The sequence below is a fragment of the Streptomyces sp. KL116D genome, from assembly GCF_030766975.1.
GTDB classification, from domain to species: Bacteria; Actinomycetota; Actinomycetes; order Streptomycetales; family Streptomycetaceae; genus Streptomyces; species Streptomyces longispororuber_A.
The window spans coordinates 962,559-974,008 of the sequence record NZ_JASERH010000136.1 but is presented as its reverse complement, the minus strand read 5'-3'; the positions used below and the strand labels follow the sequence as shown (position 1 = coordinate 974,008).

Annotated in this window: 12 protein-coding genes; 9 read left to right on the top strand and 3 right to left on the bottom strand. The window is 69.5% G+C overall.

What is annotated here, in order from left to right:
• Both RBJ77_RS53095 and RBJ77_RS53090 read left to right on the top strand, forming a co-directional pair.
• On the top strand, positions 1-738 hold a 738-nt coding region (locus RBJ77_RS53095; RefSeq protein ID WP_372351534.1), incomplete at its 5' end, for an RDD family protein.
• An 841-nt stretch (positions 739-1,579) separates the two neighbouring features.
• Positions 1,580-2,251: an RDD family protein gene (locus tag RBJ77_RS53090; protein ID WP_372351533.1), complete on the top strand. Its 672-nt coding sequence runs from the start codon at positions 1,580-1,582 to the stop codon at positions 2,249-2,251.
• 79 nt (positions 2,252-2,330) lie between these two features.
• On the opposite strand, the gene RBJ77_RS53085 is transcribed toward RBJ77_RS53090, so the two are convergent.
• Positions 2,331-2,558 (bottom strand): hypothetical protein, encoded by a 228-nt coding sequence (locus RBJ77_RS53085; protein ID WP_372351532.1) that lies wholly within the window; start codon positions 2,556-2,558, stop codon positions 2,331-2,333.
• Between the two features lie 413 nt (positions 2,559-2,971).
• Here RBJ77_RS53085 and RBJ77_RS53080 point away from each other — a divergent pair, with 413 nt between their 5' ends.
• Together RBJ77_RS53080 and RBJ77_RS53075 are read left to right on the top strand one after the other, a co-directional pair.
• The gene (locus tag RBJ77_RS53080) at positions 2,972-5,392 is read left to right on the top strand and encodes an immune inhibitor A domain-containing protein (RefSeq protein WP_372351531.1); all 2,421 of its coding nucleotides are present in this window, start codon (positions 2,972-2,974) and stop codon (positions 5,390-5,392) included.
• Positions 5,393-5,525: 133 nt separating this feature from the next.
• Positions 5,526-5,843: a hypothetical protein gene (locus RBJ77_RS53075; protein ID WP_255973988.1), complete on the top strand. Its 318-nt coding sequence runs from the start codon at positions 5,526-5,528 to the stop codon at positions 5,841-5,843.
• 12 nt (positions 5,844-5,855) lie between these two features.
• Here RBJ77_RS53075 and RBJ77_RS53070 read toward each other — a convergent pair whose 3' ends face one another.
• Together RBJ77_RS53070 and RBJ77_RS53065 are read right to left on the bottom strand one after the other, a co-directional pair.
• Positions 5,856-6,446, bottom strand: a complete 591-nt coding sequence (locus RBJ77_RS53070; protein WP_372351530.1) for an isochorismatase family protein — start codon at positions 6,444-6,446, stop codon at positions 5,856-5,858.
• 95 nt (positions 6,447-6,541) lie between these two features.
• Entirely contained in the window at positions 6,542-7,870 is a 1,329-nt protein-coding gene (locus RBJ77_RS53065; RefSeq protein WP_372351529.1) for a nicotinate phosphoribosyltransferase, read from the bottom strand.
• Positions 7,871-7,951: 81 nt separating this feature from the next.
• On the opposite strand from RBJ77_RS53065, the gene clpS reads away from it, so the two are divergent.
• The 5 genes from clpS (at position 7,952) to RBJ77_RS53040 (ending at position 11,374) form a co-directional block, all read left to right on the top strand.
• The gene (clpS, locus tag RBJ77_RS53060) at positions 7,952-8,269 is read left to right on the top strand and encodes an ATP-dependent Clp protease adapter ClpS (protein WP_255973993.1); all 318 of its coding nucleotides are present in this window, start codon (positions 7,952-7,954) and stop codon (positions 8,267-8,269) included.
• Positions 8,270-8,290: 21 nt separating this feature from the next.
• Entirely contained in the window at positions 8,291-8,893 is a 603-nt protein-coding gene (locus RBJ77_RS53055) for a DUF2017 domain-containing protein (protein WP_372351528.1), read from the top strand.
• Between the two features lie 358 nt (positions 8,894-9,251).
• Positions 9,252-10,688 carry an amino acid permease gene (locus RBJ77_RS53050; protein WP_372351527.1) on the top strand — a complete coding sequence of 479 codons (1,437 nt, stop codon included), beginning with the start codon at positions 9,252-9,254 and terminating at the stop codon, positions 10,686-10,688.
• A gap of 76 nt (positions 10,689-10,764) precedes the next feature.
• The gene (locus RBJ77_RS53045; RefSeq protein ID WP_255973998.1) at positions 10,765-11,181 is read left to right on the top strand and encodes a Mov34/MPN/PAD-1 family protein; all 417 of its coding nucleotides are present in this window, start codon (positions 10,765-10,767) and stop codon (positions 11,179-11,181) included.
• 91 nt (positions 11,182-11,272) lie between these two features.
• Positions 11,273-11,374 (top strand): putative leader peptide, encoded by a 102-nt coding sequence (locus RBJ77_RS53040; RefSeq protein ID WP_317453331.1) that lies wholly within the window; start codon positions 11,273-11,275, stop codon positions 11,372-11,374.
• Positions 11,375-11,450 lie beyond the last annotated feature (76 nt).

The window sequence follows — 11,450 nt, the reverse complement described above, 5'->3', positions numbered from 1 at the left end:
GCTCCGGCCCCGGCTCCGGCTCCGGCGCCCGCGTACGGCTACCCGCCCCAGCAGCAGGCTCAGCCGCAGCAGCCCGTGCTCCCGACTCCCGTCACGCAGGGCCCCGGTGGCGGTTCGCCGTCGTGGGCGCAGCAGGTGCACCAGTTGGCGGGGCCCGCCCAGGTTCCCGCCCCGGCCGCGGAGCCGGAGGGGCCGGTCACCCCGTTCAAGCCGGTGGCCAGCGACCCGTTCCTCGCCGCCGCGCAGGCCGCCGCGGCCGTCCGCCCGGCGGGCCTCGGCAAGCGGTTCGTGGCGCGGCTCATCGACACGCTCGTCCTGGGCGCGGTCACCGCGGCCGTCGCCGTGCCGCTCGGTACGAAGGCGATGGACCACATCGACGGGAAGATCGACGCGGCGAAGGCGTCCGGCCGGCAGGTCACCGTCTGGCTCCTCGACGGCACGACCGGCACGTACCTCGGCATCGTGCTCGCCGTCCTGCTGGTCTTCGGTGTCCTCTACGAGGCGCTGCCGACGGCGAAGTGGGGGCGCACGCTGGGCAAGAAGCTGATGGGGCTGAGCGTGCGGGACATCGAGGAGCACGCCTCCCCGACGTTCGGCTCGGCCCTCAAGCGCTGGCTCGTCTACAGCGTGCCCGGCGTGCTCGTCATCGGCGTCCTCGGCGTCCTGTGGGGCGCCTTCGACCGCCCGTGGCGCCAATGCCTCCACGACAAGGCGGCCCGCACCTTCGTAGCGAACTGACCGCCCCCCGTCTGCCGGGTCGCTGCGCCGTCGCCGGGTGCGGCCCGGTGGGGGCTGTCGCGCAGTTCCCCGCGCCCCTAAGAGCACGGCTACGCGCCGTGGCCGCGACTCTCTGCTCGCCGGTGCGGGCCCGGTGGGGGCTGGTGGCGCAGTTCCCCGCGCCCCTAAGAGCATGGCTACGCGCCGTGGCCGCGACTCTTTGTTCGCCGGTGCGGGCCCGGTGGGGGCTGGTGGCGCAGTTCCCCGCGCCCCTAAGAGCATGGCTACGCGCCGTGGCCGCGACTCTCTGTTCGCCGGGTGCGGGCCGGTGGGGCTTCTCGCGCAGTTCCCCGCGCCCCTGAGATGCGCACCTGCGGTGCGGCATCTCCCCGCCGGGGGAAGGCTGCGCGCCAGCGCACGCCTTCAGGGCGCGAGGAACTGCGCGAGCAACCACGACGAAACCCGCGCTCGAGAACACACCGCCACCCGGCAGACGCTCAGGGGCGCGGGGAACTGCGCGAGCAACCATGACGAGACTCGCGCTCGAGAACGCCCCGGCACACGGCAGATGCTCAGGGGCGCGGGGAACTGCGCGAGCAACCGCGACGAGGCTCGCGTTCGAGAACGCACCGCGACATGGCAGATGCTCAGGGGCGCGGGGAACTGCGCGAGCAACCGCGACGAGACTCGCGCTCGAGAACACACCGCCACTCGGCAGATGCTCAGGGGCGCGGGGAACTGCGCGAGTAGCCCCGCCCGCCCGCAGGCGGAATCCGCAGTCGGGCCCGCAACGGCGGAAGGTCCTCATCCGGACGGCCGCCCGCCGGATGCGGCGCAACCCCGTTCGAGGTCCACTCGGGCCATGAGTACCGAACCGCCGCCCAACGGCCCCGGCCAACCCCCGGAGGACGACCCCTTCCGCAAACCGCCGCCGACCACCCCGCCCGGCGGCGGCTCGCCGTACGACAGCCCGCAGGACCCGTACGGCGGCCAACCCCAGAACCCCTACGGCGCCACGCCCCCGCCGTACAGCGGTGACCCCTACGGCTCCGGCGGCTACGGCGGCGGCCAGGACCCGCTCGCCGGGATGCCGCCACTCGCCGACAGCGGCAAGCGCGTCCTCGCGCGCATCATCGACATCGTCCTGGTGTCGATCGTCGTGGGCCTGCTGTCGTGGGCGTTCGGGATCTCCGAGTACGAGACCGACCCCGACAAGATCGAGTACGGCAAGCAGTTCGGCCAGTCGCTGCTCGCGGCCGTCCTGTACATCGGCTACGACGTCTTCATGACGGCGAAGACCGGCCAGACGCTCGGCAAGAAGTGGCTGAAGCTACGGGTCGCCAACCTCGACAACGGGGCGACGCCCAGCGCCCAGACCAACCTGATCCGCGCGGTCGTGCTGTGGGTCCCCGCCGTGTTCTGCTGCGCCTGCATCTGGACCGCGATCTGTGGCGGCTGGAGCTTCTTCGACAAGCCCTACAAGCAGGGCCTGCACGACAAGGCGGCCAAGACGGTGGTGGTCAGCAGCGCCTGATCAGCCGCGCCTGAACCGGCGCGTCACAGCGCGACAGCGGCGACGTACACAGCACCAGCCGATCCGGCGGGTCCGTGCCTCACGGGCCCGCCGGTTCGCGTTCCCTGACGGACTCGGCCGCGGTGCCGCGCGCCGGGGAAGGGATGCGCCGCGCGCGCACGGGCCCGTCCGCCGACGGCTCGGACCGCGGCGGTGCGGCCGCTTTGCGCGTCGGCACGCTCATGGCCACGAACAGACCGAGGATGACCGCGGAGATGGCGATGACGCCGATCCCGGGACCCGAACTGGTCTGTGACAGCAGCAACATGGCGAGGGTCGAGAGAATGACGGTGGCCGAACCATAGGCGAGCTGTGCGACAGTCGGGCGAGGCATGGCGGTATCCGTCCTCGTGACATCGGGGGAGCAGGGTGCGGCTCGACCGGTGGGTGTGCCGTCGATCCGACTCTATTCCGACGTGTGCCCGAGCGGAACGGCCAGTAAGCATGACCTAACCCACAGTGCCGGTGCATGGGGGGCGCACGGAGTCATCGCGTCCACCAAGTGGACGGTCGGACGCGCCCGTTGGGTTTCGGCGCGCATGTCCGGATTCCGGAGCGGCACCCCTGCATAGTGCAACGGAAACGCAACAGTCAAGGACTGTTATTTCTCCCCTACCTCCGGTCAAATGGCGTCACTTGTGATGCGTGGCTCTTCAGCCACGGAGGAGGGGAAAGACTCAAGTGACCACCAAGAGACGGGCGTTGAGATCCGCCGCCGTGCTCGTGACCCTGGCCGCCACCGCGGCCACGGGTTCCATCGCGGCCACGACGGCCCAGGCCGTCACCCCGGCCGACCCCGCGGCCAGTGCGCAGGCGGCCGACGTGAACCAGTCCGAAGCCGTCCTGGACAGCGAGGGCAACGTCGTCGAGGGCCCCGCGGCCAAGACGATGGAGCAGCAGCGTCGCACCGCCCTGGAGCAGGTGCTCGCGGGCAAGGCGAAGGTCGAGGAGAAGAACGGCTCGAAGGTCGTCAGGCTCGGCGGCGGCAAGTCCAAGTACGTCGAGCTGGGCCGCGAGCGCACGGACAAGATCTTCACGATCCTGACCGAGTTCGGCGACAAGGTCGACAACACGACGCTCGTCGACCGGCTCGACGACGACACCGACGAGCTGAAGCCGAAGTACGGTGGCACGCCGGGCCCGCTGCACAACCAGATAGCCGAGCCGGACCGCGCCAAGGACAACTCGACGGCCTGGCAGGCGGACTACGGCAAGAAGCACTTCGAGGACCTGTACTTCGGGTCGGGCAAGGGCGTCGACTCGCTCAAGACGTACTACGAGAAGGCGTCCTCGGGCCGCTACTCCGTCGAGGGCGAGGTCACCGACTGGGTCAAGGTCCCGTGGAACGAGGCCCGTTACGGGTCCAACTACTGCGGCGGCAACAACTGCCCGAACGTCGAGGACCTGGTCCGCGACGGCATCAGCGCCTGGGTCGACGAGCAGAAGGCGGCGGGCAAGTCGACCGCCGACATCAAGGCCGACCTCGCGCAGTACGACCAGTGGGACCGTACGGACCACGACAACGACGGCAACTTCAACGAGCCCGACGGATACCTGGACCACTTCCAGATCATCCACGCCGGCGAGGACGGCTCGGCGGGCGGCGGCGCGCAGGGCGGCGACTCCCTGTGGGCGCACCGCGGTTACGCCTACAGCCGCGACGACGGCGACACCGGTCCGGCCGACTACAAGGCGGGCGGCGTCGCGATCGGCGACACCGGCCTGTGGGTCGGCGACTACACGATGCAGCCGGAGAACGGCGGCCTCGGCGTCTTCGCCCACGAGTACGGTCACGACCTCGGTCTGCCCGACCTGTACGACACCACGTACGTCGGCGAGAACTCGGTCGGCTTCTGGTCGCTGATGTCGGCGGGCTCCTGGCTCGGTACCGGCAAGGAAGCGATCGGCGACATGCCGGGCGACATGACCGCCTGGGACAAGCTGCAGCTGGGCTGGCTGGACTACGACAAGGCCAAGGCGGCGACCTCCTCCAAGCACAAGCTGGGCGTGGCCGAGTACAACACCAAGAACCCGCAGGCCCTCGTCGTCGAACTGCCGAAGAAGACGGCGGTCACCGACATCGTGGCGCCCACGCAGGGCTCCAAGCAGTGGTGGTCGGACTACGGCGACGACCTCGACAACACGCTGCAGCGCACGGTCGACCTGACCGGGAAGTCGAAGGGCTCCCTGGAGCTCGACGCCTGGTGGGACATCGAGCAGGACTACGACTACCTGTACACGCAGGTCTCCACGGACGGCGGCGCCAGCTGGAAGGCGATCGACGGCACCGCCGACGGCCAGACCATCACGCGTGACGGCGGCGACAAGCCCGCGATCACCGGCACCAACGGCAAGTTCCAGCACCTGGTCTTCCCGCTGGACGCCTACGCGGGCCAGAAGATCGACGTCCGGTTCCGCTACAAGACGGACGGCGGCGTGGCCCAGAAGGGCTTCGCCTTCGACAACCTGGCGGTCAAGGCGGACGGCGCCACGCTGTTCTCCGACGACGCCGAGTCCGAGGCGGCCGGCTGGACGAGCCGCGGCTTCTCCCGCGTCGGTGCCTCCATCAGCGGCGAGTTCCCGCAGTTCTACATCGCCGAGAACCGTCAGTACGTGTCGTACGACAAGACCCTCAAGGTCGGCCCGTACAACTTCGGCTGGCGTGACGGCGGTGCCAAGAACAACTGGGTCGAGCACTACTCGTACCGTCCCGGCCTGGTCGTCTGGCAGTGGGACACCTCGCAGCGCGACAACAACATCGGGCTGCACCCCGGCAAGGGCCTGATCCTTCCGATCGACGCCCACGCCAAGCCGCTGAAGTGGGCGGACGGCAAGCTGATCACGAACAAGATCCAGCCCTACGACGCCGCCTTCAGCTGGTACCCGAACCCCGGCTTCACGCTCCACAAGCTGGGCGTCGCGACGAAGGTCCCGGCGCAGCTCGGCGTCCCGGCCTTCGACGACCACAAGGGCACCTACTGGTACGCGGAGAACCCGACCGGCAGCGTCCAGACAACTGACACCAACACCAGGATCTCGATCGTCCAGCAGCCGCTGGACGGCTCGACGATCACGGTCAAGGTCGGTCCCTCGACCAAGTAGTCGGTAAAACCGCAGGTCACAAACGTGTCGGCCGCGACCTTGCTAGCTGGGGCTAGCGGGTCGCGGCCGATCGTGTTTAGGTGCGTCCTGTGGGTTTCTTATTGACACTACGTCTCACGGGGGTGTGACAGTCATGTCCGCAGGAGGGTTCTGCAAGCTGCCGGGAGGCAGTGTGGTGGTGGCTCTGACCCTGCCCGCACCGGGCTCGTCGGAGGGCGCCGTACGGGTCCTCGTGCACTCGGTGAACCGCGCCCGAGCCCTGACCCGCCTGCGCAATCTGGGCCTGCGAGCGGTGTACCTGCGGGGCAACGCGCACCCGCCGACCCCGGACGAGATCACCGCGGTGCTGCACCACCCGGACGGCCTGGTGTGGCGCACCGCCCCCGACCGCTCCACGGGGGAGCTGTGGCACCCGATACGGGCCCTGCTGCACCCCAAGGTCGTCGCCTAGAACCTGTCGGCGCTAGGGCACGACGGGCTTGCCGCTGAGGTCGACCCCGGCCTCCTTCAGCTCCACGAGCGCCGCCTCCGTGGTGGCGGCGGCGACCCCCGCGGTCAGGTCCAGCAGGACCTGCGTGCGGAAGCCCTCCCGCACCGCGTCCAGGGCCGTGGCCCGCACACAGTGGTCCGTGGCGATGCCGACCACGTCCACCTCGGTGATCTCCCGGGCCCGCAGCCACTCCGCCAGCGGCACCCCGTTCTCGTCGGCCCCCTCGAAACCGCTGTACGCGGCCGCGTAGGCGCCCTTGTCGAAGACGGAGTCGATCGCGCCGGACGCGACGGCGGGCGCGAAGTTCGGGTGGAAGCCGACGCCCTCGGTGCCGGCGACGCAGTGCGCGGGCCAGGAGTGGACGTAGTCGGGGGAGTCGGCGAAGTGGTTGCCGGGCGCGACGTGGTGGTCACGGGTGGCGACGACGTGCTGGTAGCCGCCGCCGGCCGCCTGGCCGATCAGATCGGTGATCGCGGCAGCGACATCGGCACCTCCCGCCACCGCGAGGCTGCCGCCCTCACAGAAGTCGTTCTGCACGTCTACGACGATCAGGGCGCGGCGCATGGTCGGTGTCCTCTGCTTGGAGACTACGAGCGTAGAAGCTTCAAGTGCGTTGCGGGAGAGGGCAATCGGGGCGCACCGGCCCGCTCCCGCACCGGTCACGCGTACTCGGTGGGAATGACGGCCTCGCCCCGGGACAGCTGCGTCGCCGACAGCGGGAGCCCGTCGCGCGCCGCGATGTGCCGCTCGCGCACCGCGTCCAGCGGCTCACGGGCCACCACCTCACCGCCCTTGACCAGCTCGACCAGGAGCTGCCGGTCCACGAGATCTTCCGGCACCGGGCCCGTGCCGACGACCTCGGCCTCGGCCACCCCGTCCCCGTCGAGCCGGCGCGCCGCCCACTTGCGGCCGCCGATGGACGTCTTGCCGCCCGCCGACTTCTTCGCGACGGGCACCAGCGGCGCCTTCGGGTCGGCGGACTCGGCGCGCGCCACCAGCTTGTAGACCATGGAGCAGGTCGGGTGCCCGGAGCCGGTCACCAGCTGCGTACCGACGCCGTACGCGTCGACCGGGGAGGCCGCGAGCGAGGCGATGGCGTACTCGTCGAGGTCGGAGGTGACCACGATCTTGGTGTCCTTCGCGCCGAGCTCGTCGAGCTGCTGGCGCACCCGGTGGGCGACGAGCAGCAGGTCGCCGGAGTCGATCCGGACGGCGCCGAGCTTCGGCCCCGCGATCTCGACGGCGGTCCTGACCGCCTCCCGCACGTCGTACGTGTCCACGAGCAGCGTCGTGCCCTCGCCGAGGGAGTCGACCTGGGCGCGGAAGGCGTCCCGCTCGGAGTCGTGCAGCAGGGTGAAGGCGTGTGCGGACGTGCCGACGGTCGGGATGCCGTAGCGGAACCCGGCCGCCAGGTCCGAGGTCGTCGCGAAGCCGCCCACGTACGCGGCGCGCGAGGCGGCGACGGCGGCCAGCTCGTGGGTGCGGCGCGCGCCCATCTCGATCAGCGGCCGGTCCCCGGCGGCCGAGGACATCCGGGACGCGGCCGCGGCGATCGCCGAGTCGTGGTTGAGGATGGAGAGGATCACGGTCTCCAGCAGCACGCACTCCGCGAACGAGCCCTCGACGCGCAGCACGGGGGAGCCGGGGAAGTAGACCTCGCCCTCCGGGTAGCCCCAGATGTCGCCGGCGAAGCGGTAGTCCGCGAGCCAGGAAAGCGTCGGCTCGTCCACCACGTTCCGCTCGCGCAGGAAGCCCAGCACGTCCGCGTCGAAGCGGAAGTTCTCGACGGCGTCCAGGACGCGCCCGGTGCCGGCCACCACGCCGTAGCGGCGGCCCTCGGGCAGGCGGCGGGTGAAGACCTCGAAGACCGAGCGCCGGTCGGCGGTGCCGCCGTGGAGGGCGGCCTGCAGCATCGTCAGCTCGTAGTGATCGGTGAAGAGCGCTGTCGACGGAACGTCCACCGGCAGGCCAAGGTCCGCTGTGTTCATAGGCTGGATGCTACCCCCGATTAGCGTCAAGGTGACGATTTCTGGCGTCCGTTTGTGCGTACGGCGGGCGGTGGTGGCAGCATGGGCCGTGTGACGGCTCCAGCACCCCTTGAGATCGAAAAGCCCGAGACCACTGAGGACCTCTCCGTGGTCCCCGAGCCGGACGTCCCCTGGATCACGCTCGTCCACAACGACCCGGTCAACCTGATGAGTTATGTGACGTACGTGTTCCAGACGTACTTCGGGTACTCCAAGGACAAGGCCACCAAGCTGATGCTGGACGTCCACAACAAGGGGCGCGCCGTCGTCTCCTCCGGCACCCGTGAAGAGATGGAGCGCGACGTCCAGGCCATGCACGGATACGGCCTGTGGGCCACGCTGCAACAGGACCGCAAGTAGCAGGGAAGTAACGCCGTACTCATGCCTGGACACTTCGAGCCGATCCCCGGTGGCGGCGCTGCCGTCGCCCTCGACGACGTCGAGATCTCCATCATCCGCTCGCTCGCCGTGCAGCTCCTGGAGCTCATCGGGCCCGGGCCGGGCGGCGAGGAGTCCGACGACCCGCTCGCCGAGCTCTTCGCCGAGGGCCCCAGCGAACCGCCCGCCGACGCCGTCCTGCGCCGGCTGCTGCCGGACGCGTACGGCGGTCCCGGCGCCCCCGACGATCTGGCGTCGCAGGCCGAACTGGGCGCCTACTCCTCGGAGTTCAGGCGTTTCACCGAGAACGACCTGCGGGCCGGCAAGCGCACGGACGCGCTCGCGGTGATCCGCTCGCTCGACGCGCTCAGCCCCGTGGGCGACGGCGGAGCGGTCCTCAAGCTGTCCCAGGACGAGTCGGTCCAGTGGATGCGCGCGCTCAACGACCTGCGGCTCGCGATCGGCACCCGCCTCGACATCGTCGACGAGGAGGACACCGACCTCCTCTACCGGCTGCCCGACGAGGACCCGCGCAAGCCGATGGTGATGGCGTACCTGTGGCTGGGCGGCCTGCAGGAGACCCTGGTCGAAACCCTTATGGCCTGACGTGTCGGGACAAGGCGGGACAGTCCGACGTCACCGAATGTAAGCGCGTTCGCTCAGCGGACGCTCAAATCCGGATAACGATCGCGTCACCGCGCCGGACCCTTTTCCGGCGCGAAGGGACTTTTGTCCGGTTCTCCTCATGGCGTACGCCACATGCGCCTCGGCCGATCACTCCTGCCGCCGTGATAAATCTTCACGACCACCTGACGGACGCCACCCCTGTCCTGTCAGAGGGCGCCCTTACCGGCCGACCGCCGGTAGGCACAGCTCCATCCATCCAGGGGCCCAGCCCCGAAGGATCGTCACAGTCGATCCGAGCCGCGTACGGCACGGATCGGCATGGAGAAAGGCGCACTTCATGACCTCAGTGCAGGTCGACAAGCACAACGCCGGCAATGAGGCCGTGAGCGACCCGGCCGAGGGCGGCGAGGGTTACAAGCGCGGGCTCGGCGCCCGGCAGATCCAGATGATCGCCATCGGCGGCGCCATCGGCACCGGCCTCTTCCTCGGCGCGGGCAAGGGCATCTCCAAGGCGGGGCCCAGCCTGATCCTCGCGTACGCCATCGCGGGCGTCGTCATCTTCTTCATCATGCGGGCGCTCGGCGAGCTCCTCATGTACCGCCCGGTCTCCGGCTCGTTCTCGGAGTACGCGCGCGAGTTCATCGGCCCCTTCGCGGGCTTCGTCACCGGATGGACGTACTGGCTCTTCTGGGTCATCACCGGCATGACCGAGGTCACCGCGGCGGCCACCTACATGACGTACTGGTGGGGCATCCCGCAATGGGTGTCCGCACTCGTCTTCACGATCATCCTGTACGGCGCCAACCTGATCTCCGTGAAGCTCTTCGGTGAGCTGGAGTTCTGGTTCTCCATGGTCAAGGTCACCGCCATCGTCGGCATGATCCTGATCTGCGCCGGCATCCTCACGCTCGGCTTCTCCGACGCCGGCGACACGGCCTCCGTCACCCACCTGTGGGACCAGGGCGGCTTCTTCCCGCACGGCGTCGGCAACACCCTGATGACCCTGCAGATGGTCATGTTCGCGTTCCTCGCGGTCGAGCTGGTCGGTGTCACCGCGGGCGAGTCCAAGGACCCGAAGAAGGTCCTGCCGAAGGCCATCAACACCGTGCCGTGGCGCATCGCCGTCTTCTACGTCGGCGCCCTGATCATGATCCTCTCGGTCGTGCCGTGGACGGAGTTCCAGCCCGGCGTCTCGCCGTTCGTGCACGCCTTCGAGAAGATGGGCCTGGCCGCGGGCGCGGGCATCGTGAACTTCGTGGTCCTCACCGCCGCCCTGTCGTCCTGCAACTCGGGCATGTACTCCACCGGCCGCATGCTGCGCGACCTCGCGCTCAACGGCCAGGGCCCGTCCTTCTTCACCAAGCTGACCAGGAACGGCCTGCCGCTGATCGGCACGTCCTTCTCCGCCGCGATGATGCTCGTCGGCGTCTGGATCAACTACCAGTGGCCGGGCGAGGCGTTCAACTACGTCGTCTCCTTCGCCACCATCTCCGGCATGTGGGCCTGGATCATCATCCTGGTCTGCCAGATCCGCTACCGCCTCAAGTCCGACCGCGGTGAGCTCCCGAAGTCCGAGTTCCGCGCGCCGGGCGGCATCTGGGCGAGCATCTTCTCGCTCGCGTTCATCGCGATGGTGATCGTGATGATGGGCATCGACAAGGACGCCCGTGTGTCCCTGTACGCGGCCCCGGTCTGGGGCGCGATCCTGGGCGTCGCCTACGCGGTGCTCAAGAGCCGCAACCCGCAGGGCGCGGCCTTCGCCAAGCGGAGCTGACCTCGCACGTCTCACCAGCTGGGCCGCCTCGTACCGCACTCCGGTACGAGGCGGCCCTTCTGCTTATCCTGACCGCATGCTGAAGATTTCCCAGGCCCTGTTCGACCAGATCGTGGACCACGCCCGCAAGGACCACCCCGACGAGGCCTGCGGCGTCGTCGCGGGACCGGTCGGCGAGGGCCGCCCCGAGCGCTTCATCCCGATGCTGAACGCCGCCCGCTCGCCGACGTTCTACGAGTTCGACTCCGGCGACCTGCTCAAGCTCTACCGCGAGATGGACGACCGCGACGAGGAGCCGGTGATCATCTACCACTCGCACACGGCCACCGAGGCGTACCCGTCGCGCACCGACATCACGTACGCGAACGAGCCGGGCGCCCACTACGTCCTGGTCTCCACCGCCGACACGGACGACGCGGGCCCCTTCCAGTTCCGCTCGTTCCGCATCGTCGAGGGCGAGGTCACCGAGGAAGAGGTCGAGGTCACCGCCTGAACGGCGACCCCATCCCAGCCATCGGACGATTTTCGACCGCATGGTGAGATCACATTCGGGGACCCCGGCCGGGAATCGATACGATGAGCCCATGGTTTTCCACGACGTGAGCGAAAAGACGCCGGGCATGCTGCTCGTTGCGCGGCTGCACGTCGACCTGTGCCGCCTCGCCAGCGCCATCTGTCCGCGCTGAGCCGCACCGCCGTACGGCCCCACCCCGCAGTACGGAAGCGCCGCCGCGCGCTCACCCACACGACTTCCGACTCCTG

Excerpts from the sequence above, each read along its gene's own strand:
- RBJ77_RS53090 (WP_372351533.1), top strand. The coding sequence starts at position 1,580 with ATGAGTACCGAACCGCCGCCCAACGGCCCCGGCCAACCCCCGGAGGAC.
- RBJ77_RS53085 (WP_372351532.1), bottom strand. The coding sequence starts at position 2,558 with ATGTTGCTGCTGTCACAGACCAGTTCGGGTCCCGGGATCGGCGTCATC.
- RBJ77_RS53075 (WP_255973988.1), top strand. The coding sequence starts at position 5,526 with ATGTCCGCAGGAGGGTTCTGCAAGCTGCCGGGAGGCAGTGTGGTGGTG.
- RBJ77_RS53070 (WP_372351530.1), bottom strand. The coding sequence starts at position 6,446 with ATGCGCCGCGCCCTGATCGTCGTAGACGTGCAGAACGACTTCTGTGAG.
- RBJ77_RS53065 (WP_372351529.1), bottom strand. The coding sequence starts at position 7,870 with ATGAACACAGCGGACCTTGGCCTGCCGGTGGACGTTCCGTCGACAGCG.
- clpS (WP_255973993.1), top strand. The coding sequence starts at position 7,952 with ATGGGCCGTGTGACGGCTCCAGCACCCCTTGAGATCGAAAAGCCCGAG.
- RBJ77_RS53055 (WP_372351528.1), top strand. The coding sequence starts at position 8,291 with ATGCCTGGACACTTCGAGCCGATCCCCGGTGGCGGCGCTGCCGTCGCC.
- RBJ77_RS53050 (WP_372351527.1), top strand. The coding sequence starts at position 9,252 with ATGACCTCAGTGCAGGTCGACAAGCACAACGCCGGCAATGAGGCCGTG.
- RBJ77_RS53045 (WP_255973998.1), top strand. The coding sequence starts at position 10,765 with ATGCTGAAGATTTCCCAGGCCCTGTTCGACCAGATCGTGGACCACGCC.
- RBJ77_RS53040 (WP_317453331.1), top strand. The coding sequence starts at position 11,273 with ATGGTTTTCCACGACGTGAGCGAAAAGACGCCGGGCATGCTGCTCGTT.